16 protein-coding genes, 1 tRNA gene and 2 rRNA genes are annotated in these 24,224 nt (G+C 42.0%); 4 read left to right on the forward strand and 15 right to left on the reverse strand.

Translation table 11 applies throughout. The features are described from left to right. Window positions 1–65: 65 nt before the first annotated feature. The 10 genes from GUY17_RS20660 to GUY17_RS20705 all read right to left on the reverse strand — a co-directional run bounded on the left by GUY17_RS20660 (window position 66) and on the right by GUY17_RS20705 (window position 13,818). Window positions 66–2,156 (reverse strand): EAL domain-containing protein, encoded by a 2,091-nt coding sequence (locus GUY17_RS20660; RefSeq protein WP_162024210.1) that lies wholly within the window; start codon window positions 2,154–2,156, stop codon window positions 66–68. Continuing rightward, the gene (locus GUY17_RS20665; protein WP_162024211.1) at window positions 2,156–4,504 is read right to left on the reverse strand and encodes an ATP-binding protein; all 2,349 of its coding nucleotides are present in this window, start codon (window positions 4,502–4,504) and stop codon (window positions 2,156–2,158) included. Before GUY17_RS20665 ends, GUY17_RS20660 begins: the two co-directional genes overlap by 1 nt. Further along, window positions 4,501–5,034 carry a YfiR family protein gene (locus GUY17_RS20670; protein ID WP_101088672.1) on the reverse strand — a complete coding sequence of 178 codons (534 nt, stop codon included), beginning with the start codon at window positions 5,032–5,034 and terminating at the stop codon, window positions 4,501–4,503. Before GUY17_RS20670 ends, GUY17_RS20665 begins: the two co-directional genes overlap by 4 nt. 10 nt (window positions 5,035–5,044) lie before the next feature. Beyond that, window positions 5,045–7,081, reverse strand: coding sequence for a TonB-dependent siderophore receptor (locus tag GUY17_RS20675; RefSeq protein WP_162024212.1), 2,037 nt, complete (start codon window positions 7,079–7,081; stop codon window positions 5,045–5,047). Window positions 7,082–7,432: 351 nt separating this feature from the next. Beyond that, a complete protein-coding gene (locus GUY17_RS20680; protein WP_102035687.1) occupies window positions 7,433–7,969 on the reverse strand; it encodes a YfiR family protein in 537 nt (178 codons plus the stop codon). Between the two features lie 10 nt (window positions 7,970–7,979). Next, window positions 7,980–10,016, reverse strand: a complete 2,037-nt coding sequence (locus GUY17_RS20685) for a TonB-dependent siderophore receptor (protein ID WP_162024213.1) — start codon at window positions 10,014–10,016, stop codon at window positions 7,980–7,982. 359 nt (window positions 10,017–10,375) lie between these two features. Next, the gene (locus tag GUY17_RS20690; RefSeq protein ID WP_162024214.1) at window positions 10,376–11,557 is read right to left on the reverse strand and encodes an NAD(P)/FAD-dependent oxidoreductase; all 1,182 of its coding nucleotides are present in this window, start codon (window positions 11,555–11,557) and stop codon (window positions 10,376–10,378) included. Window positions 11,558–11,681: 124 nt separating this feature from the next. Then, window positions 11,682–12,698: an NAD(P)H-dependent glycerol-3-phosphate dehydrogenase gene (gene gpsA / locus GUY17_RS20695; protein WP_162024215.1), complete on the reverse strand. Its 1,017-nt coding sequence runs from the start codon at window positions 12,696–12,698 to the stop codon at window positions 11,682–11,684. A 3-nt stretch (window positions 12,699–12,701) separates the two neighbouring features. Beyond that, complete coding sequence (gene secB / locus GUY17_RS20700) at window positions 12,702–13,175, reverse strand: protein-export chaperone SecB (RefSeq protein WP_162024216.1); 474 nt, start codon at window positions 13,173–13,175, stop codon at window positions 12,702–12,704. Between the two features lie 208 nt (window positions 13,176–13,383). Further along, on the reverse strand, window positions 13,384–13,818 hold the full coding sequence (locus GUY17_RS20705) for a rhodanese-like domain-containing protein (protein WP_101088677.1): 435 nt from the start codon (window positions 13,816–13,818) through the stop codon (window positions 13,384–13,386). A gap of 251 nt (window positions 13,819–14,069) precedes the next feature. Between GUY17_RS20705 and gpmM the strand changes: the two genes are divergently transcribed. From gpmM to GUY17_RS20720, 3 genes are all read left to right on the forward strand, one after another. After that, a complete protein-coding gene (gpmM, locus tag GUY17_RS20710; RefSeq protein ID WP_162024217.1) occupies window positions 14,070–15,611 on the forward strand; it encodes a 2,3-bisphosphoglycerate-independent phosphoglycerate mutase in 1,542 nt (513 codons plus the stop codon). Window positions 15,612–15,621: 10 nt separating this feature from the next. Continuing rightward, window positions 15,622–16,755 carry a murein hydrolase activator EnvC gene (locus GUY17_RS20715; protein WP_101088679.1) on the forward strand — a complete coding sequence of 378 codons (1,134 nt, stop codon included), beginning with the start codon at window positions 15,622–15,624 and terminating at the stop codon, window positions 16,753–16,755. A 233-nt stretch (window positions 16,756–16,988) separates the two neighbouring features. Next, window positions 16,989–17,705 (forward strand): divergent polysaccharide deacetylase family protein, encoded by a 717-nt coding sequence (locus GUY17_RS20720; protein WP_162024218.1) that lies wholly within the window; start codon window positions 16,989–16,991, stop codon window positions 17,703–17,705. Here GUY17_RS20720 and GUY17_RS20725 read toward each other — a convergent pair. After that, window positions 17,680–18,135 carry an Rrf2 family transcriptional regulator gene (locus GUY17_RS20725; protein ID WP_101088681.1) on the reverse strand — a complete coding sequence of 152 codons (456 nt, stop codon included), beginning with the start codon at window positions 18,133–18,135 and terminating at the stop codon, window positions 17,680–17,682. The genes GUY17_RS20720 and GUY17_RS20725 overlap by 26 nt on opposite strands. 35 nt (window positions 18,136–18,170) lie before the next feature. Next, complete coding sequence (locus GUY17_RS20730) at window positions 18,171–18,422, reverse strand: YkgJ family cysteine cluster protein (RefSeq protein WP_011639430.1); 252 nt, start codon at window positions 18,420–18,422, stop codon at window positions 18,171–18,173. 242 nt (window positions 18,423–18,664) lie between these two features. Between GUY17_RS20730 and rihA the strand changes: the two genes are divergently transcribed. Then, window positions 18,665–19,597, forward strand: a complete 933-nt coding sequence (gene rihA / locus GUY17_RS20735) for a pyrimidine-specific ribonucleoside hydrolase RihA (RefSeq protein ID WP_162024219.1) — start codon at window positions 18,665–18,667, stop codon at window positions 19,595–19,597. A 974-nt stretch (window positions 19,598–20,571) separates the two neighbouring features. Here the strand turns inward: rihA and GUY17_RS20740 are convergent. From GUY17_RS20740 to GUY17_RS20750, 3 genes are all read right to left on the reverse strand, one after another. After that, a tRNA-Asp gene (locus GUY17_RS20740) sits at window positions 20,572–20,648 on the reverse strand. A 105-nt stretch (window positions 20,649–20,753) separates the two neighbouring features. Further along, window positions 20,754–20,869, reverse strand: a 5S ribosomal RNA gene (gene rrf / locus GUY17_RS20745). Window positions 20,870–21,072: 203 nt separating this feature from the next. Next, window positions 21,073–23,977: ribosomal RNA gene (locus GUY17_RS20750) — 23S ribosomal RNA — on the reverse strand. Between the last annotated feature and the right edge of the window lie 247 nt (window positions 23,978–24,224).

A 24,224-nucleotide genomic window follows, 5' to 3' on the forward strand; every position in this document is an offset into this window, starting at 1 on the left:
ATATGCCCTTTTTGCTGCCACCAATTTACGTTAATGGTCAATTTGGAGAGCCTATTACATAACAATCAAACCATTTCCGAAGGTAAGGGTTTACTATACAAATAACCTTGTAAATTAGTACACCCCATAGCCTTAAGTAACTCATGCTGCTCTATGAATTCGACTCCTTCAGCTATCGTACTGAGTTCTAAATTAAGTGCTAACTGCACAATTGTGCGAGCAATAGCGGCATCTTTTTGATTACTCACAATGCCATCTACAAACGATTTATCTATTTTCAATGTATCAATGGGAAAGCTCTTTAAGTAATTTAATGAAGAGTAGCCGGTTCCAAAATCATCAATGGCTAACTTCACACCTAGTTTTTTTAACATAAACAGCAAGGCAATCGCCTCATCGACGTTACTGATGATGGCTGATTCTGTAATTTCAAGCTCGAGTAAGCTTGGTGGTAAACCGGTTTCAACAAGTGCACTTTTAACGTGGTCAAAAATATTTGCATGGTTGAATTGCAATGCCGATAGATTAACAGCCATGCGCTGAAAATTCGCATCTGCAATGTGTATTTTCTTCGCTTTGTTACAAGCTTCAAGCAAAGCCCATTCTCCAATAGGGATAATCAAGCCGCTACTTTCAGCAATCGCGAGAAAATCTATCGGCGCTAACAAGCCTCTTGTTGGATGATTCCAACGTAGCAATGCTTCGTACCCAATAATATTGCCATTCACAGAGTCAACTTGTGGCTGATAATACAACATAAGTTGATTGCCTAATCTTACCGCTTCACGTAGTTCAGCTTCTATTTGAAGCCGATCCATTAACGACTTATGCATATCATGAGAAAACAATTGATAACCGTTTTTGCCGTTATTTTTCACTTCGTACATGGCTGTGTCTGCATGCTGCAACAAAATATCGCCGGTAGCGCCGTCATCAGGATAAAACGAAATACCTATGCTGGCCGAAATAAACGTTTGCTGTCCCTGAATAATATAGGGCTTAGAGAGTGCATCTAGCACTCGCTGAGCAATAACCGCTACATTATCGAACACTTCTAGTTCACATAAAAGTAGGGTGAATTCGTCCCCGCCCAAACGGGCAAGGTGTTCATTTTCATAATCTCCCCGACTCCCCACACTGAGCTCATCTGACATGCGTACCGAGTTTTTAATACGTGTGGCTGCTTCGCATAACAATTCATCTCCCGCTTTATGCCCCAACGTATCGTTTATTCTTTTGAAATGATCTAAATCAATGAACAACAATGCTAATTTGGTTGTGTGACGCTTAGCTAGAGCAATCGCAGAGTCCAACTGCAACAAAAACTTACGTCTGTTCGGCAGGTCCGTTAAGGTATCGTAATAGGCATAATACGCGATTTCTTGCTCTGACTTTTTCCGACTAGAAATATCATGCAAAGTGCCATTAATCCGTGGTTCACCAAAATCGTAAGTGATATCGGTTCTATCATGCAGGGTAATCACCTCTCCACTACCATGTAACACACGATATTCAATATCATACGACTGCCTGGTTTTTAAGGCTGTTTTAACGGTTAGCTTTAAGAATTCTCGGTCATCTGGGTGGATGATTTCTAACAATTTGGAGAACGTAATATCAATCTCTTGAGGTAGCATACCCAGCATGCGATACACCTCATCAGAGCAGTCTAACTTACTGGATTTGAAGTCCCATTCCCACGAGCCCAAGTGCGCAATACTTTGTGCTCTGGCGAGTTTGTTTTTACTCTTAGTTAACTCTTTGATTGTTTTATTAGCTTTCAGCACATAGTGAATGCGGTGACTCAGCAGCGGCCACTTAACCGGTTTAGTCATGAAGTCTGTTGCACCTACATCAAAGGCCTTTTGAATATCTTGCGGCTGATCTAGTGCTGTCACCATAATAATGGCGACATTATCCCCTTCAGGTAATGAACGGATCATTGAACAGCATTCAAAACCATCCATGTTATCCATCGACACATCGAGTAATATTAAATCTGGAGAGTGCTCAGAAAAAAGCTGTATCGCCTCTTCACCACTACTCGCCTCAATAATACTACCCACTGACTGGTTTAATGCTCGACGCATCAGAATCCGAATGACAGGGTCATCATCAACGATTAGCACCACATCTTGAAGTGTATTTAATAACATTAAACAAACCTCGCTAACTTTAGCAATATTGCCTCTTTCGTTTGTTCAAACACGGGCAATAATGTGTCTGCGAGATGATTGGCATCGCTCAAGTCACCACAACGTGCAAACAACTCTATTTGGCTCGCTAACATTTGAATTTTTATCGCCCCGACATTGGCCGAACTGGACTTTAAAGAGTGTGCAGATTTAAAGACTTGGTCGGCATTATTGTCGACTACGCCTTCTATAATATTTTTAATTAACTCAGGTGCATTTTGTAAGTACAAATCCACTATGCTGTTAACAAGATCGTACGAGTCATCTGGCGAAATTTGTTGAATGTCATCAAGCGGTCCATCAACAAATACTAACGACGCCTCGTCCTGAGTATCTTCGACAACCTCGGAAAGACTCGCAGGTTCAAACACCCATTTATTCATACATTCAGATAGGTTCTGGCGGGTAAAAGGTTTTAACAACGTGTCTTTAGCGCCAGCATTACGGAATAGCCTTTTAACACTTGGTTGGATATCTGCAGTAAGTGCGATGATAGGGGTTTCATTATTAATACCATTCTGACCTAACTCAGTGATTGCTTTAGTTGCAACTATTCCATCAGCTATTGGCATATGGTAATCCATAAAGATTAAATCAAACTTTTTCTCGCTCGCTCGGACAATGGCTTCTTGGCCATTATTAACAATTTCACACTGATGCCCCAAAGACGCTAGCAGACTCTTTACCACCAGCTGATTGACCACATTATCTTCAGCAACAAGCACGGTTGTTGATCGATACGTTGCCTGAACACTCTTATCCGGTTCAACTACTGCAGGAGAAGCGATGAATGAGTTGTCTTGTGGTACAAGTGGAATGCTAAACCAGAAGTTGCTGCCTTCATTTAAGGTGCTTTCTACACCGTAACGGCCATTCATCAATACGACGAGTTGTTGGCAAATGGCTAAACCAAGGCCGGTTCCGCCAAACTCGCGGGTAATAGAGTTATCAGCCTGCATAAAGGGGGTAAAAATACTCTCTAGTTTAGCTGTCGCAATGCCAATACCGGTATCTTTAACTGTAAACGTAATAAAGGTATCTGAAGCCTCCATGTGCTCGCTTATCTGTACCGAAATAGCGCCTTGGTGTGTAAACTTTATAGCGTTTGAGACAAAGTTATTAATAATTTGTCGCACTCTGACGGAGTCACCCAAATAGTTTTCGTGGATCAATGGCGATATGAACACGTCAAAATTAAGGCCCTTTTTCTCTGCCGACACTTTATGAGAATGGCATGCAGAAGTGACAAGATCGGGCAAATTAAATTCTTTAATGTCTAAATCCATTTTATTGGCGTCTGCTTTCGAGAAATCGAGCACTTCATTCAACAGCACCAGCAATGTTTGTGCTGAGTCGTTGATCATTTGAACCGTGTTGGACACATTTTTATTTAATTTAAAAGAGGTCAGTAGATCTGAAAAACCAACAATGCCATTGAGTGGCGTTCTAATTTCATGGCTCATTACCGCTAAAAACTCAGATTTGGCCTGGCTGGCTTTTTTGGCAATCTCAAGGGTTTGTTGTAATTCAAACGTGCGCTCTGATACTCGATTTTCTAATTCATGGTTAATGGTTTCTAATTGTCTACCTCGGGCATCAACCTCGCCGATCATCACATTAAAGCTGTGCGCCAACTGAGAGAATTCATCATTAGACTTGAGGTTTACGCGTTGCGTATAGTCTTTATTATTTGAGATATGTTCTATCACTTCTAACAGGGTATTAAGTGGCTTGGTGAATAACGATTGCAACCAAAACATCACCAACAAGCTGGCAAAAATGGCAAAAATGCTGGTGGATAAAACAAGTACTAAATAGTCGTCTAGTTGCTTGGTGAATTCGTTCATATTATCGGTAATATGCAGTAATCCCACCACCTCACCTTCAAATACTAGTGGGGTATATGAATGCACGCCATCTTGATTAAACTGCGTCAGTTTTTTCTTGGAAGAAATAATATTTAATAACGTTTGCTGATCAATACTACTTTGATAAGCCTTATTGCCCTGATAAGTAGCAAATAGACTCCCAGTAGGGTTATATATTGCCGCATGCATAATATCTGGTTGAGCAATAAGTGCAGATAAGGTTTTTTCTGCTGATGTTGGGTCATTAAAAATAACCGCTGACAGGCTATTGCTCGCAACAATATCACTTAACACCGCCAAGCCTTGTTCGGCCTTCTCTTTTGTCACGGCATATTGTTTAGTGATTAATGATGAAGAAATAATAACAATGACAATAATAGCGATCGCTAGCATTGAAAAAATCAACTTTGTTCGGATTGATGCAAAATTTATTATTTTCATCGCTTTACCTCAAGTGCTAATTTCAATACCTGTGAACTGATGTTTAAGCCTGATGCCTCTAACACCTTACTATTAATATTGAAATATAATCGTTTATCCTGCTCGATGATTTCAATCATGCCTCCTTGCACTGCAAACCCCGAGATATCCGAAACCGTTAAAATAGGTTTATTATCGACAGCCAAAAACAAACGACGGGTTAAATCTCTTGAGTTGGTATCAATGAAGACCACATCACATTGTGCGATAGCACTTGTTTCTGAAAGTTGAATGACTGCAATGGATTGACCGGCCAGTTTTTTATTAGCCAATTCAATAAAACTGTCACGATATTGATTACCAAAAAAACATATTTTCCACGCCGATTTTTCATGGAGACGCGATTCAGGCCACTGAGTAAATTTAGCAAAGTTATAGGTAAACGCCGCTTTTAAATCAAACGAGTCCTGGGCTATTGATGAACGCGGAAGCAGCACAAATACAATCAATAATGAATACAATATCTGTCGACTCAAATTAGCTTTTTTCATTGTCGCGACCTTAAAAAGTTAAAGTCATTTTAACAAAGTAACTTGGCCCTACCCGATAAGGGAATTGTAAGCTTTCTCCTTCATATTCAAGGTGGGCTGGGTGAAGTAAATTTTTCCCGTAGGCCGATAGTGTAGCCTCAGGCGTGATGTCCCAACTCACTCCAATATCAACACTATGATAGCTAGAAATTGTCTTTATACTTGTGCCGTTTTGGCTTATTAAGTTAGTGCTATCGACAAAACGCCATACGAAGTTAACATCAACATCATCGGTAATATTCCAATCAATTATGGTCGACAACATATGCTCTGGTGCGTCGGTATTCTGATTTAAACTGTCACCAAATTCGCTTTGGATAAAGCTGTAATTGACTCTAAACTGAAGCGCATCCGTTGCAGCCCATAACGAAGATAACTCAGCCCCATAGTTATATCCGTCCAAGCTATTTCCAAATAGGTAATGTTGCGAAATGTAATTAGGAAATGTACTGAAATCTGTTGCAGCTATTGAAGTACTGCGCAGTTTGTCATAATCGTTATAAAACACGGTAGTATCAAAAGACCATTGGCTTGCCGGAATAAAACGATACCCCATCTCGTATGAGATAATTTCTTCGGATTCAAAGTTGTCGTTACCCGACACCCATACCTTAACCAGTGGGGCCTCGTCAGAAGGCGGTATATTCAGGCCATTTACAGATATATTATTTTCTAATCTTGACGGGGTTCGCACTGCTCGAGCAATAGAAGTCCATACACTGTTTTTTGCATCTAACTGCCATCTAAGACGAATATTGGGTTGAACTTCAAAACCAGTGTAATCATTACGTTCAAAGCGCGAAGCCAGAGTAAGCCACAACTCGTCTTTAACTAACATAATATCGTCACTGATGAATGCACTCCACAAATCAGTATTTGTCGAGAAAGCCTCACTACTTTCTAGAATAGGGCTGGAGCCGAGATCATCTTGTATATAACGATATCCTAATCCCCAAACAACATTATGATTTTGTCCAACAATTAACTGATGTTGAAAATCAACATCAAATGTTTCACTGCTTAAACCATATAAATTTTCATCTCTATTTGCATAATCGTAATAGGTTTGTACGCTATATTCAGAGGTTGCCGATAATGCTTTGGTGTACTTTGATAACAGATTAAAGCCATCACTTTTGACTTCGTCAGTATAATACTCTCGGTATAGCGGCGCGTCTGTTGATGCAATATTAGGTGCTTGCTGCATCTTCGACGTATAAAAGTCGCTGCTTAACGTGAGGCTTGTGTCTGTCTCAAGCTGAATATCAATGCGCCCACCTAATTGCAGATGCTGCCAGCTATTATCTTTGCCAGCATCAGCAAATGGTACCAGTAAATCACTCTCAAGATCATTTGGGTCAAGCTCAAACGAATCTCTTTCATGGCCTTTTAAATATACTCTCGACGTGACCTTGTCAGACAATGTCGAACCATAACGAAAACCAGCAAAACCTTGTTCATAATCTCCGGCACCTAGCTCTGCATAGCCTCCTAATGTGTCGGCACTGTGTTTGGTAATAATGTTAATCACACCATTAACCGCATTGGCGCCCCACAAAGCAGCACTTGGACCACGGATGACTTCGATACGTTCAATATCTGCCATGAGTGTGTCTTGTACTTCCCAATAAACACCGGAGAAAGCTGGAGAATAAAGGGTTCTACCATCCATCAATACCAATAGTTTGTTATTGTAGCGGCCGTTAAAACCACGGCTACCGATGGCCCATTTTTGTGAATCAATCTGCGCAACATGCAGCCCTGGCACATCGCGAAGTGCTTGTGGGATTGAGGTTGCCCCAGAGCGACGAATACTTTCGCTGGTGACGACATAAATTGCAGCGGGTGAATTAGATAAAAGCTGCTTTTGTTTTGATACAGAAGTCACTTCAACATTCATTAACTCTTGTAGACTGAGATCTAAAGAGTCTGAATCAGCGGCTATAGCTGTAGAACTCGCAGAAAAAACAAATAATGCAGAATAAAAAGTCATTTTCAGCTTTAACATTTTCAATAATTCCTTCACCAAGCCAAAGACAACAATGCCAATTTATTTTTCAAAAAATTAAATCACACAAACAACTTATTCGATTAAGTTTAAAGTATGTTCAATGGCAAATCCATTAACATTTTATCAACAACCTACCAAAAATGAATCGTCAAATATCTCAATTTTGATCTTCTGTTAATTTTTGATGACATAAATATGACTATCGGCCAATCCAGTAATATCATTAGCAAGTTAACCTCTTTTGACTACCTCGAAAGGATTAAACATAATTGCTGATAGACTATTGCTCGCGATAATATCGCTAAGCATTATGTTAAACGATAAACTTCGATGACAAATTCATTACTTTCATCGCTTAACCTCAAGTGCCAATTTCAATACTTGAGAGCTGATAGTTAATCCAGATTTTGCTACCACCTGCATATTAACTTTAAAATACAATCGCTTATCTTGCTCGACGATTTCAATCATCCCGCCTTGCATTGCAAAACCTGTGATATCCGAAACCGTTAAAATAGGCTTATTATCGACAGCCACTAACAATCTATGGGTTAACTCCCTAGAGTTAGTGTCTACAAATACAACATCGCACTGATCGATTTGGCTTATTCCAGATAACTCAATGGCCATCACAGACTGAGTTCCCAGCGTTTTATCGGAAAGTCCCATGAAACTGTCGTGATATTGATTTCCGAAAAAACATATTTTCCATGCAGATGAGGTATTAAGACGCGCTTCAGGCCACTGAGTAAACTTAGCAAAGTTATAGGTTAATGCCGCTTTTAACTCGAATGCGTTCTGCGCCATAGAGACTCGCGGAAGCAAAATAGCTCCCACGACCAATAATGAATACAGTAACTGTCGACTTAAATTTGAGTTTTTCAATGTTGCTACCCTAAAAGGTCAAAGTAGCTTTAATATAATAACTTGGTCCCACACGATAAGGGAGTTGGTAACTTTCTCCTTCAAACTCAAGGTTTGCAGGATGAAGTAAATTTTTCCCGAATGCTGATAACATGACATCAGGCTTAACCTTCCAGTGCAGTCCTAAATCAACTCCGCTATAGCTATCAATTTCCTTAGTACTAAGGTCATTGATATTCAATACGTAAGCTTCATCAATAACACGCCAAACTAGATTAAAATCAACATTATCGCTAATGCTCCAATCCATCATTGTCGATATCATATGCTCTGGGGCATCAGTATTTTGACTTTGACTGGCACCAAATTCATTTTGAGTAAAACTATAATTTACTTTGAATTGGATAGTATCAGTTGCAGCCCACTGAGATGAGAGCTCGAATCCATAGTTATATCCATCAAGATCATTACTGAATGTTAAGTATTGCGAAATGTAATTGGGAAATGTGCTGAAATCTGTTGCACCGGCTGGAGCATTGCGCAATTGGTCATAATCGTTATAAAAAATTGTTGAATCAAATGACCATTTTTTAGCGGGCGTAAATCGATAACCTACCTCATACGAAATGATGACTTCAGATTTATAATCCTCGTTACCAGCCACCCATATACTAACCAATGGTGACTGAACTGAAGGCGGTATGATTTGTGAGTTCACCGATAGATTATTTTCTATCCGCGACGGAGTTCTGATTGCGCGTGCAACAGAGGCCCACAGATTATTTTTTTTATTCAACTGCCACATCAGGCGAGCATTCGGTTGAACCTCAAAGCCTGTGTAGTCATAGTGTTCGAAACGTGATGCTAACGTCAACCACAACTCATCATCAACTAACGTAATTTCATCACGAATAAATGCGCTCCACAAATTGGTTCGAGTTGATTCTGACTCGCTACTTACAATAATAGTGCTTTGGTCGAAATCATCTTGAATAAAGCGGTAACCGAGTCCCCAGATAATATTATGATTTTGTCCAACAAGTAGCTGATGCTGAAAATCAACATCAACCGTTTCACTACTAAAACCATACCAATCATCATCTCTTTTTGCATAATCGTAGTAGGCTTGAAGGCTGTATTGAGAGGTTGGAGATAACGCTTTGGTGAGTTTTGATAATAAATTAAAGCCATCGCTGCTGATGTCATTACTATTAAAATCACGATATGACGGACCAACTAATGAAGGGTAATAAGAGGTCTGCTGCATTTCAGTGCGGTACACATCACTGCTCAACATAAGGCTTGTGCCCGTATCAAGCTCCATATCAACGCGGCCTCCCACTTGAAGATGCATCCAATCGTTGTCTTTATCAACAGTGGCTAATTGCTCCGCAAGACCGCTATCGAGATCTTGCGAATTATACTCAAGCGAGTCTCTGCTATGGCCTTTTACATACACTCTTGATGTTGCATTATCTGATAATGTGGAACCATAACGAAAACCTGCAAATCCTTGCTCATAATCGCCAGCCCCCAATTCTGCATAACCACCAGATGTATCTGCACTGTGTTTGGTAATAATATTAATCACACCGTTTACTGCATTGGCGCCCCACATTGCCGCGCTAGGCCCACGTATAACTTCTATGCGTTCAATATCGGCCATCAGCGTATCCTGAACCTCCCAGTAGACACCTGAAAATATTGGAGAATAAAGGGTTCGGCCATCCATCAATACCAGTAATTTGTTGTTGTAGCGCCCATTAAAACCACGGCTGCTGATAGCCCACTTTTGAGAGTCAATCTGCCCTACATGCAGCCCTGGCACATCTCGAAGTACTTGCGGGATAGAAGTAGCACCAGAATTACGTATATGTTCGCTTGTGATGACATAGATTGCAGCAGGTGAATTCGATAAAGGCTGCTTTTGTTTTGATACCGAAGTGACTTCGACATTCAGTAACTCTTGCAGACTAAGATCGAGAGAGTTTGATTCGTTGGCAATTGCACTGTAACTAGCCAAAAAGGCTAATAGCACGGAATAAGAAACAAGGTTCAACTTTAACATTTTCAACAATTCCCTTATTAAGCTAACGACAATTGTGAGAGTTTACTGACTAAAGAATAAAAAGTTCACAATTAATTTACACGATTAACTTACACGATTAAGTTGAAAAAGTATGTTACAGGATAAGATATTAAGTAATTTTTGAGCGGTAGATCTTGTGCAGAACAATAAAAAATATTAGTGATCGAAATAATGACAAAAGAGTTTACCCATAAGGAAACCCTTTAATCAGCTTTTCGTTTAACGTCGTCCTGAATTCAGCATGTAGCATCATTAAAAAATGAGTTGGCCACTACGGGTCATTTGCACTTACGGGCAAACTTTAGTGCTTACGGGCAAACTTTATTGTCTCTACACAATTAAACTGCCAATCCTGCAGCAACACCTGAGCTCCAAGCCCACTGAAAATTAAACCCGCCTAACCAACCACTTACGTCCATTACTTCACCAATAAAGTACAATCCAGAGACCTTATTCGCTTGCATGGTTTTAGATGACAATTCAATGGTGTCAACGCCACCTAAAGTGACTTCTGCGGTGCGGTAACCTTCGGTGCCATTCATGGTAATAGACCAGTCGTTTAAGTCGTTAGCGAGTTTTTCTCGCTCGCCGTGGCCGAGTTGGTTTAATGCTTTATCCAGTTGAGACTCGTCAAATAGTGTTTCAACCAAGCGTTTAGGTAACCACTGGCTTAAGGTGTTGCGTAGGCTTTGCTTTGGATGATGTTTCAGTGCAAATTCAATTTTATCTAACGCGTTTTCACCCGGTAATAAATTGATAGAAATAGCTTCACCTGGTTGCCAATAATTAGAAATTTGCAGTACTGCTGGGCCTGATAGACCACGATGAGTAAACAACAAGGCCTCGCTAAATTGAGTGCCGTCTTGGGCGGTAATGGTTGTTGGCACGGCAATACCCGATAACGGCTCAAAGCGCACTTTTTGTTCGGCATGCCACGTAAATGGAACTAAACCAGCACTGGTTGATAACACCGTTAAACCAAATTGCTCTGCCAGCTTATAGCCATAAGGCGTAGCACCTAATTTGGGCATGGATAAACCGCCAGTCGCTATCACTAATGACTCGCAGCTAAAATCACCATTTGAGGTAGTTAAATTAAATCCTGTATCCGTTTTAGTAACAGATAGCATTTCAGTACGCAGCTTTACCTTAACGCCGGCCCACTCGCATTCAGTCATTAACATGGTAACGATCTCTTTGGCTGAGTCATTACAAAATAACTGCCCATGCTCACGTTCATGGTATTCAATACCATGACGCTCAACCAACTCAATAAAATCACTTGAACGATAGCGAGCTAATGCCGATTTGACAAAGTGTGGGTTGCCACAAATAAACTGATGTGGCTCAACTTTTTGGTTGGTAAAGTTACAACGCCCGCCACCACTGATAAGAATTTTTTTACCAGCTTGTTTGGCATTGTCTAGCACCAATACATCACGACCTCGATAGCCCGCAGTAGCAGCACACATTAATCCTGCCGCGCCGGCGCCGATAATAATTACGTCATGATGTTTCACGTTTTACTCCACACTTTAAATGGGTTGTTTTGTATTTAATTGATAAATATTAAATGCAAAAAAGGATGCTATTTTAGCATCCTTTTTAGTATCTATTCACGGTTAACTTAGCCGCTCTGTTGCACTATTTTTTCAGCGTTTCAGATTTCTTGTCTCGACTAAGTAACTCTTTTGCTGCTTCAACCGGTGCTTTACCTTGGTATAAGACTTGGTAAATTTGCTCGGTGATCGGCATTTCTACCCCTAGGCGCTTGGCTAAGGTAAACACTTCTTTAGTGTTTCGATAACCTTCGACTACTTGACCGATTTCTTCTTGCGCGGTGATAACGTCTTTGCCTTGACCTAAAGCCAAACCAAAACGACGATTACGAGACTGATTATCGGTACAAGTTAATACTAAGTCACCTAAACCCGCCATACCCATGAAGGTTGATGCATCGGCGCCGATAGCTTCACCTAAACGGCTCAGTTCAACTAAACCACGAGTAATGAGTGCGGTACGCGCATTTGCACCAAAGCCAATACCGTCGGACATACCTGCACCAATGGCAATCACGTTTTTAACCGCTCCGCCTAATTGTATGCCGATAAAATCGTCATTTGCGTATACACGCAAGCGTTTTGGACTATGAAGCAATTCGACTAAGTCATGGGTAAACTGTGGGCAAGTACCCGCAACCGAAATAGCGGTAGGTAAACCAGCGGCTAATTCTTTGGCAAAGGTAGGCCCAGATAACACTGCAAGTGGATAATGTTCACCTAATTGCTCACGAGCAACATCTTGTAATAAACGGCCAGTTTCAGGCTCTAAGCCCTTGGTCGCCCACACAATACGTGCGTCGTCACGCAATAATGGTTTTGCTTGCTTAAGCACGTCACCAAATACATGGCTTGGTACAACAACCAAAATATTCTTGCTGGCGGCTAAGGCTTTGCCTAAATCAGCTTCGATGGATAAACAATCAGGAAACTGAATGCCAGGCAAAAAACGTTCATTACTGCGGCTTTCCGCTAATACTTGCATGCTTTTAGGATCGTGACCCCAAAGCAATGTCTTATGGCCATTGCTGGCTAAAGAAATAGCAAGGGCGGTGCCATAAGACCCCGCCCCTAATACCGTAATTTCGGCAGCGTTATTCATAAATTACGCAGTTGTTTCTTCAGTTGCAGCAGCTTGACGCTGTTGAACGTACTGAGCAAATAGAGCATCAAAATTCACTGGAGCAAGGTTTAGTTGTGGGAAAGTACCACGGCCAACTAAGTTGCCAACTAATTCACGTGCGTATGGGAACAATACGTTAGGGCAATATGCACCTAAAGAATGGGCAAGTTGTTGCTCAGTTAAACCCACAATCGAGAAAATACCCGCTTGCTGAACTTCACATAAAAATGCGGTGTCTTCGCCATTTTTAGCTGTAACAGTCAGTGATAAAATCACTTCGTATGTGTCGTCAGACAATTTGTTGCTGCGAGTATCTAAATCTAATTTTACTTCTGGGTTCCATTCTTTCTGGAAAACAGCAGGGCTGTTTGGCGTTTCAAAAGACAAATCCTTTGTATAAATACGCTGAATGTTGAACTGTGGTGCTTGTGCTTCGTTGTTTGCTACTTCAGCCATAATTTCCTACCTATCAATGTTATTTAGCTTTTCTGTGAAGCTAATTGTGTTGGGCTTTCACACTCAATGCATAAAGAATTAATCTAACATTAGTGCTATCCCGTAAAGTTGATCCAGCTCGATAAATGATAACGAACAAGATCTTGATAATAAACCGTGTTAACTCATACCCAAATTCGTTAACACTGAATACCATTAAGCAACCATATTAACGCTTGCTTTTCACTACTGGTAAATTAGCACCTTGCCATTCGCCCATGCCACCTTTAAGGTTAAACACGTTTTCAAATCCTTGTTTAGTAAGAAGTTGAGCTGCTTGTGACGATGTCATACCTGAGTTACATACTAATATAATGGGGCTAGTTTTAAACTTTTCAAGGCTAGTGACTTGATTATTTTTAATTTCTGATAAGGTCACATTGAGTGAATCAACAATATGGCCTTTCTTAAATTCTTCTTTGCCACGCACATCAACGAGTTTGGCATCTTGCTTATTCACCATGAGTGTTAGCTCTTGATGACTGACATTTTTCACTTTTGATGTACCAGATTTAATGACACTAACAACAAGTGCTACAAACAAGCCGACCCACGCTAAGCTTAACATTGGATTCGCTTTAAAAAATTCCATATATTCTTGCATAATTACTGATTTCTCTGACGATGACTAAGATGAGATGGCCTCGAGTATATCGTTTTGCTCGGCAGTTTTCATTAAAGAAACACCTAAAATAAACGGTTTAAGCCGAGTTATTCGTGACTCGCCCCTCGTTATCAGCTGCTTTAGTTATATCTTCAAACCTATATGCCTTTTGCACACTATCGATAAGTAGTAATATTCATACAATTGAAATTTTATAACACTTCTATTTTAACTTAATAAGGTACTTGCAAATGGCTAAAAAACGTCCACTCGCATTACTTATCCTTGATGGTTGGGGTTACAGTGAAGACACGCAAGATAACGCGGTTTTTCATGCAAACACTCCTGTCTTAGATAAGCTCAATGCACAATACCCTCACAGTCTTATTTCAGGTTCTGGTATTGACGTCGGATTACCCGATGGTCAAATGGGTAACTCTGAAGTTGGCCATATCAATATTGGTTCTGGCCGAATTGTTTATCAAGAACTCACCCGCATCAGTAAAGCAATTGTAGACCATGAGTTTGAACAAAACGCAGCACTTTGCGATGCAGTAGACAAAGCCATTGCCGCAAATGGTGCGGTGCACATTATGGGGCTATTGTCTGCCGGTGGTGTACACAGCCATGAAGAGCACATTGAAGCTATGTGCCGTATGGCTGTTGAACGCGGCGCAACAAAAGTGTACTTACATGCCTTTTTAGATGGCCGTGATACGCCACCTCGTAGCGCAAAAAATAGCTTGGTCCATTTTGATGAGCTATTTGCTGAATTAGGTCATGGCCGTACAGCCTCAATTATTGGTCGATATTTTGCCATGGATCGTGATAATCGTTGGGATCGCGTATCGCAAGCCTACGAATTAATCACCGAAGCTAAAGGTAAGTTCGCTTATGCTTCGGCACCAGAAGCGCTTGAAGCGGCATATGCTCGTGATGAAAACGATGAGTTTGTTGCAGCATCTGCCATTGTTGATGCGCAAGGCGAAGCTGCCGAATTAAGCGATAATGATTCACTGATATTTATGAATTTCCGTGCAGATCGTGCTCGCCAAATCACCCGCACTTTCGTGAATCCAGATTTTGACGGGTTTAAACGTAATAAAACACCAAAAATCAACTTTGTGATGTTAACTGACTACGCTGCAGACATTAATGCTCCGGTAGCCTATCCATCGAGTGATTTAGTCAATACTTTAGGCGAAACCCTGCAAAACCAGGGTAAGACCCAGCTGCGTATTTCGGAAACTGAAAAATATGCTCATGTGACTTTCTTTTTCAATGGTGGTAAAGAAGAGCCATTCGAAGGTGAAGATCGTATTTTAATTCAGTCACCTAAGGTCGCAACGTATGATCTGCAACCTGAAATGAGCTCGACAGAATTAACCGATAAATTGGTCGCCGCGATAGAATCTACAAAATATGATGTCATCATTTGTAACTATCCAAATGGTGATATGGTCGGCCATAGCGGTAACTTTGATGCCGCAGTTAAAGCGTGTGAAGCGGTTGATGCATGTATTGGTCGTGTCGTCGAAGCGTTAGCTAAAGTTGATGGCGAATGCTTGATTACTGCCGATCATGGTAATGCCGAAAAAATGAAAGATCCTTCTAACGGACAAGCATTTACAGCTCACACCAGTAACTTGGTACCGTTCGTTTATGTCGGTCGTGATGCCGTGATAAAAGATGGTGGACGCTTGAGCGATATTGCGCCAACTATGTTAACCTTAATGGGCCAAAGCATCCCGAAAGAAATGAGTGGACGCTGTATCATTGACCTTAAAGAGTAAACATTAACTCGTGATAACTCGTTTATTTATTAAAGCCAGCATTGTTGCTGGCTTTCTAATCTTTTCATTTACGGCAAATAGTGCTGATTTGTCTTCACGCCAGTCGGCTTTGAAGTCTATTCAAGCACAAATAAACCAACAACAAAATTCACTCAAAGACACCTCAAGGCAACGCGAGAAGCTTATTGCGTTACTAAAAAGTGACGAGCAAGCGATTGCAAAAGCAGCTAAAAAAGTCAATCAATCACAAAATTCGTTGACTGAAGTTAACGCCAAACTTAGCAACTTGGATAAACAGCAGATAGATTTAGCCAAGCTTAAAAAAAGTCAGCAAGACACCTTATCAAAACAGTTATCTAGCGCTTATTTGGCAGGTAATCATGATTACACTAAGATGATGCTGAATCAGCAAAATCCGGCCACAGTTGAGCGCATGCTGGCGTATTATCAATTTCTCAACAATGCCCGCATAAAAGCTATTCAACAACTCAAGCAAACTAGCATTGATCTTAATAAAGTTAAGCAACAGCAAGTAACAGCAAAGCAAAAACTCAATGCTTTAGTGATAGATCAAAAGCAACAAGCGCTGCAATTAACCAAAGAGCAAGGCCAACGCCAACAAACATTGACTCAACTACAAAGAACCTTATCCAGTAAAGGTGCGGAATTAGAGCAACTGCAAATAGAAGAGGCAAGTTTAAAACGTATAGTGCAACAAGCAATGCTTGCCGCAAAAGCCAATCCAACCATGGATGGATTAGTCAGTCAAAAAGCCAAATTAAAATGGCCAACTAACGGCAGAGTGAGTAAACGATTTGGTAGCAACCGTTCTGGACAAATTGTTTGGAAAGGGACTGTACTTGCCGCACCTGAAGGACAAAATATCAATGCAGTGGCATCAGGAAAAGTTATTTATGCCGACTGGTTACGTGGTTTTGGTATGGTGTTAGTTATTGATCATGGTAAGGGTTATATGAGCCTATACGGTCACGCCCAAACACTATTAAGACAACCTGGAGATATGGTGAAAACTGGCGAGTCTATTGCGCTTGTTGGCCGTTCAGGTGGGCAAAGCGAACCAGGGTTATATTTCGAAATCCGTAATAAAGGTAAGGCTGTCGACCCAGCCTATTATTGTCGTTAATAGCAAAACACGTACTGCTAATATTCAATCATTGAACTTATTACTCAATATCGAATGATGCCTTGCAAAAGGAAGCGGTAAACCTCCCTAGCAATTAGCACTATATCAATGGCCATAACTGTGTCTATAATCACGCCGTTATATAGATATCATTGAACAATAAAACTCACACAACCAGATAAGCTAAATTCGTGCGAAACCTACTATTACTCCTACTATGCTTATGTAGCATCATGCCCGCTACAGCGACTAAATTAGCCATTATCATTGACGATATTGGTTATCGCCTAACTGACGAAGCAGCATTGTCATTACCCACTTCGATCACTTTATCGGTGTTGCCCCATACTCCGCTAGGACAAAAACTTGCGCAAGATGGTTATCATAAAGGTCATGAAATAATGTTACACCTACCAATGCAAGCCTTAAATGGCAAAGCTTTAGGACCTGGAGGGCTAACCAATGATATGAATGAGACACAAATTAAACAACAGTTACAAAGTGCGTTCTCTAATATCCCGTTTGCTAAAGGGGCTAATAATCATATGGGGAGTTTACTGACTCAAATGGATGAACCGATGTTATGGGTAATGCAGAGTTTAAAACAGCAGCAGTTGTTTTTTGTCGATAGTTTTACCACTAAATATACCAAAGCCAGCAACAAAGCGATGCAGCTTGGAGTACCATCACTGAGAAGACACATATTTTTAGATAACGACATTAGTGAACGTGCGCTTGAACGTCAGTTTCAGCAGATGATTACGCAATCCAAACGGCAAGATAAGCTGGTTGTTATTGCACATCCTTACCCAGAGACCATTCGATTTTTAAACGCTAATTTAGCTCGTTTGAACGATAATGGCATCACATTAGTACCAACATCTCAATTATTTGATGATATGAATGTCACGACAGCAAGTCTGCCTAATCCAACTGCAACACTGAAATAGATAAGTCAGGTAGTGTAGATAAAATTTCCGTTTTATTGGATACAATATCAGCTAAGGTATATTGATCAAGTACCGCCAGATAAGCTGTAACAGCCTGACCCAACACGCCTTTTAATTGGCATATTGGCGTAAATCGGCAATAAGGTGAGTCACAATCAATAGGTGATAGTGAATGCTCTAAATCACGGACCAATTGCCCAATTAACACCTCATCAGCAGCTTTTGCTAATCTAAAACCACCACTTTTACCTCTGACCGTCTGCAAATATCCCTTTTTTCCCAATTGATGGATAATCTTGGCTACATGGTTTGAAGAAAGGTCAAACACACTAGTCACTTCAGCTATTCGAAACAAACTTTCGCGTTCAGATTGCACCGCAAGATACATCAAAATGCGAATACCAAAATCTGTATATCGGGTTAATTGCATGATCTAAAATATCCAAGGTAAGTAATAAACGCAGATTAGCATGTTGAAGACTCTAAATCAGTGATCAACCATAAAGCTTGTTCATTTGTGGTGCCGCACACATCAATACTTGCACTAAACTCAGCACAAACATCTGGACGTTCTGGTTGACCAAAAATCATACACAGATTATCGGCATTTAATTGAATACAACGCACCCCAGCAGGTTTCCCCATTGGCATGCCTGGTATTGCACTAGTGATAGAAGGCGCAATGCAGCAGGCACCACAACCCAAACGACAATCCATAACTTTACCCACTAAATAAAAAGCACTGTATTTTACAAGAATGTACTCTTAACGACATGTTTAATTACATTATTGGTATCGAGAATAATTGAAATAGTCGCCGAGCTAAGGCAAGTTACTCTCGAGCATTTCTTCAACCACTATGCCATTGTATATTAGATCACATTTTTAGTTCTTAAGCATTAAGCACACAACAGTCATAGTGGTACATTATACCCTCTTATAGAATAAGGAAATTACCCATGAAACGTCCTGTAATTCTCGACTGTGATCCCGGTCATGACGATGCCATCTCACTTATTTTAGCGCTTAGCTCTGCAAAGCTTGATGTATTAGCTGTCACCACCAGTGCAGGCAACCAAACACCAGACAAAACCTTAAACAATGCTTTACGTGTACTAACACTATTGGGTCGTCATGATATACCCGTTGCAAGTGGCGCCCCTAAGCCATTAGCTCGTGATCTGATCATTGCAGATAATGTTCACGGCGAGAGTGGTCTGGATGGACCCAAATTGCCCGATCCAGCCTTTGCACCTGTAGAACAAACGGCTATTGAACTGATGGCCGAAAAAGTGCGTAACAGTAAGCAACCCGTCACACTTGTTCCAACTGGACCGTTAACTAATATTGCGCTGTTTCTAGCTGCTCATCCTGAGTTACATCACAACATAGATAGTATCGTTCTGATGGGTGGCGCTGCAGGTGTGGGCAATTGGACACCAGCTGCTGAATTTAATATTTTTGTCGATCCAGAAGCTGCAGATATGGTATTCAAATCTGGCTTGCCAATCGTAATGTGCGGACTAGATGTGACTCACGAAGCCCAGATTATGGATGAGGATATTGAGCGAATTAGAGCCATTAAAAATCCTATCGCGCAATGTGTTGCGGAATTACTCGACTTTTTTATGATTTATCACCGCGACCCCAAATGGGGATTCACCGGCGCACCACTACATGATCCTTGCACCATCGCATGGTTACTTAATCCATCGCTGTTTACTACGGTTGATTGTTGGGTGGGTGTTGAAACGAAAGGTGAATATACACAGGGAATGACAGTGGTTGATCGCTATCAATTAACCGGTAAACCGCACAATGCAAAAGTACTGTTTAATATTAACCGAACAGGTTTTGTCGACTTTATCGTAGAACGTCTAAGCGATTACTAACAAACTCATGCCATGCAGATAAAAGTAACCTGCATGGCAATAACTGCGGATAACTATTAATATCATATTCGTTATCTGCAGTACCAATACCGAGCAAGTGTCTATATTCAACCATTTTCCTCTGCTTAATTAGTTAACAATTAGTATTCCCTAAAACTAACTACAGCAATAAACAATGAACCAGCGGCCCATACGACAAAGGCTATTTTATTATCTCTATAATCCACACCCAATAATAAATGGTACACAATCTCGATAAACTTTTAATCTAACTTAACTAACACTCAGCTTTTTGCTATGTATATCAATTTGGAGTTAATACCAATCCTATTAAATATGTGATCTTTCAGCGGGAGTTCAAAGTGCTGTAGGCAAGGCAGATGATTGAATCGAATAGTGATTCTCGGTAATAAGCTCCTGCGTTACTCTACCTCCAGCATCTGACCGCCATGGATGGTGGGGATGTCTTATTTTTTATGGAAAAAAATATACCATGCCGTCGTATTTTGAAACATCTAACAAAGCATAAAGGACTTTGAAACCCGCCAGAATGGAGTCTCTCAGTTATTCCACTTCTGTGTTACATCGATTAAAAAGGCAACAACCATTTCTACATCAATGCGCCTTGAATTGAAAAACCTGAGAGACGCTGAACTGACCAGATATTTAATGAGATTGGTATAACACGTAAATTTCAGATACAAAAAAAGCCTCGTCGTTAGACGAGACTTTGATATCATGACAAAGCAGACAATGATAATAAGAGTGGACCTAAATCCCCGGCGTGACTGGTCACTTTCTATTGATTGAGAGTCAACCGTCCAAATAGATTGGATGAATGCAAAGCAATACCGGGAACGTTGTTGGACCAACTAAATTAATGCAGCGCTTGTGGCTGTTGATATCTGTTCGGGAAAAATGGGTAAGCTTCAGATACAAAAAAGCCTCGTCGTTAGACGAGGCTTCTATGTAATTGGCGGAGCGGACGGGACTCGAACCCGCGACCCCCGGCGTGACAGGCCGGTATTCTAACCAACTGAACTACCGCTCCTTTAGCAAATTGCTTACGCACGATGCTAAATGCTTTTTAAGTCGCTAACGTGTCATGGTTAGGAGACTCGCTTCATAGTGAAGCTACTCTTTCGAGTAATTAGGCGCCTGGAAATGACCTACTCTCGCATGGGGAGACCCCAAACTACCATCGGCGATACTGTGTTTCACTTCTGAGTTCGGAATGGGATCAGGTGGTGCCACAGCTCTATGGTTTCCAGACAAATTTTGTTTATCTAACGCACTATTCTTGATGCATTAAATAATAATTCGGAAAGCTGATTGCTTTTACTCTTATCAAGAGTCTTGAGTTCCACAAGTACACGGATGTACTTGATGTCATCAATGCATGGAGCATTTTATGACCACTGTTTAAGCGCCTCATTCTAATACTAAGTCGTATCAGTAAAACCCATCTGGGTTGTATGGTTAAGCCTCACGGGTCATTAGTACAAGTTAGCTCAACGCCTCACAACGCTTACACACCTTGCCTATCAACGTAGTAGTCTCCTACGGCCCTTTAGAGAGCTTAAAGCTCTAGGGATGACTCATCTTAGGGCTCGCTTCCCGCTTAGATGCTTTCAGCGGTTATCGATTCCGAACGTAGCTACCGGGCAATGCCATTGGCATGACAACCCGAACACCAGCGGTTCGTCCACTCCGGTCCTCTCGTACTAGGAGCAGCTCCCTTCAATCATCCAACGCCCACGGCAGATAGGGACCGAACTGTCTCACGACGTTCTGAACCCAGCTCGCGTACCACTTTAAATGGCGAACAGCCATACCCTTGGGACCGACTTCAGCCCCAGGATGTGATGAGCCGACATCGAGGTGCCAAACACCGCCGTCGATATGAACTCTTGGGCGGTATCAGCCTGTTATCCCCGGAGTACCTTTTATCCGTTGAGCGATGGCCCTTCCATTCAGAACCACCGGATCACTATGACCTACTTTCGTACCTGCTCGACGTGTATGTCTCGCAGTTAAGCTGGCTTATGCCATTGCACTAACCGTACGATGTCCGACCGTACTTAGCCAACCTTCGTGCTCCTCCGTTACTCTTTGGGAGGAGACCGCCCCAGTCAAACTACCCACCAGGCACTGTCCTCAACCCCGATAAAGGGCCAGAGTTAGAACATCAAAACTACAAGGGTGGTATTTCAAGATTGACTCCACTCAGACTAGCGTCCAAGCTTCAAAGTCTCCCACCTATCCTACACATGTAGGTTCAATGTTCAGTGCCAAGCTATAGTAAAGGTTCACGGGGTCTTTCCGTCTAGCCGCGGGTATACGGCATCTTCACCGCAATTTCAACTTCACTGAGTCTCGGCTGGAGACAGCGTGGCCATCATTACGCCATTCGTGCAGGTCGGAACTTACCCGACAAGGAATTTCGCTACCTTAGGACCGTTATAGTTACGGCCGCCGTTTACCGGGGCTTCGATCATGAGCTTCTCCGAAGATAACCCAATCAATTAACCTTCCGGCACCGGGCAGGCGTCACACCGTATACGTCATCTTGCGATTTTGCACAGTGCTGTGTTTTTGATAAACAGTTGCAGCCACCTGGTATCTGCGACTCCCGTCAGCTTAGAGAGCAAGTCTCATCACCAACAAGAGCGTACCTTCTCCCGAAGTTACGGTACCATTTTGCCTAGTTCCTTCAGCCGAGTTCTCTCAAGCGCCTTGGTATTCTCTACCCGACCACCTGTGTCGGTTTGGGGTACGATTCCCGCTAACCTGAAGCTTAGAAGATTTTCCTGGAAGCATGGCATCAACTACTTCATCACCTTAGTGACTCGTCATCAGCTCTCAGCCTGTACATTAAAGTACGATTTCCCGGATTTGCCTAAGAAATCAACCTACCACCTTAAACGCGGACTACCAACGCCGCGCTAGCCTAGCCTTCTCCGTCTCTCCATCGCAGTTAGCGGAAGTACAGAAATATTAATCTGTTTCCCATCGATTACGCCTTTCGGCCTCACCTTAGGGGTCGACTCACCCTGCCCCGATTAACGTTGGACAGGAACCCTTGGTCTTCCGGCGAGGGAGTTTTTCACTCCCTTTATCGTTACTCATGTCAGCATTCGCACTTCTGATACGTCCAGTGTGGGTTACCCCTTCACCTTCAACCGCTTACAGAACGCTCCTCTACCGCGCATCTCTAATGAAATGCACCCGTAGCTTCGGTGGTATGTTTAGCCCCGTTAAATCTTCCGCGCAGGCCGACTCGACTAGTGAGCTATTACGCTTTCTTTAAATGATGGCTGCTTCTAAGCCAACATCCTAGCTGTCTAAGCCTTCCCACATCGTTTCCCACTTAACATACACTTTGGGACCTTAGCTGACGGTCTGGGTTGTTTCCCTTTTGACAACGGACGTTAGCACCCGCTGTCTGTCTCCCGAGTAGTACTCATTGGTATTCGGAGTTTGCAAAGGGTTGGTAAGTCGGGATGACCCCCTAGCCTTAACAGTGCTCTACCCCCAATGGTATTCGCTCGAGGCGCTACCTAAATAGCTTTCGAGGAGAACCAGATATCTCCGAGTTTGATTGGCCTTTCACCCCCAGCCACAAGTCATCCGCTCATTTTTCAACATAAGTCGGTTCGGTCCTCCAGTTGATGTTACTCAACCTTCAACCTGCCCATGGCTAGATCACTCGGTTTCGGGTCTACACCTTGCAACTAAACGCGCAGTTAACACTCGGTTTCCCTACGGCTCCGCTATTCGCTTAACCTCGCTACAAAATGTAAGTCGCTGACCCATTATACAAAAGGTACGCAGTCACGGTCTCAAGAACCGCTCCCACTGCTTGTACGTATACGGTTTCAGGTTCTATTTCACTCCCCTCACAGGGGTTCTTTTCGCCTTTCCCTCACGGTACTGGTTCACTATCGGTCAGTCAGGAGTATTTAGCCTTGGAGGATGGTCCCCCCATATTCAAACAGGATGTCACGTGTCCCGCCTTACTCGTTTTCATCTATGGTTAGTTTTCATGTACGGGGCTATCACCCTGTGCCGCTGTGCTTTCCAACACATTCCACTAACACCCCATAGACTTAAGGGCTAATCCCCGTTCGCTCGCCGCTACTAGGGGAATCTCGGTTGATTTCTTTTCCTCCGGGTACTTAGATGTTTCAGTTCCCCGGGTTTGCCTCACTACACTATGTATTCATGTAGTGATAACAGCTTATGCTGCTGGGTTTCCCCATTCGGATATCGTTAGCTCAAATGCTTATTACTAGCTCGCCAACGCTTTTCGCAAGTTATTACGTCCTTCATCGCCTCTGACTGCCAAGGCATCCACCGTATACGCTTGGTCACTTAACCATACAACCCAAATGAGTCTTTCTTTTTTCGCTTGTTACTCATCACGCTGTCGTTATTGTGAACCTCATTCGTCAGTCATGTAGCGCTGCTACACTCCTTTCTCATTCGTTTCACGGCTTAGACACCGTTTCGATTAACTGCGCTTACCTTATCGAAATAAAGTAAGAAAAACAGGGTCGTATTATGACCAGCTGGTTTTTACTTGTCTCACCTCCAGGGTAGGAAGTGGACTCGCCTTAGTTTTTAG

Source organism: Shewanella sp. Arc9-LZ, assembly GCF_010092445.1.
Lineage (GTDB): Bacteria > Pseudomonadota > Gammaproteobacteria > Enterobacterales > Shewanellaceae > Shewanella.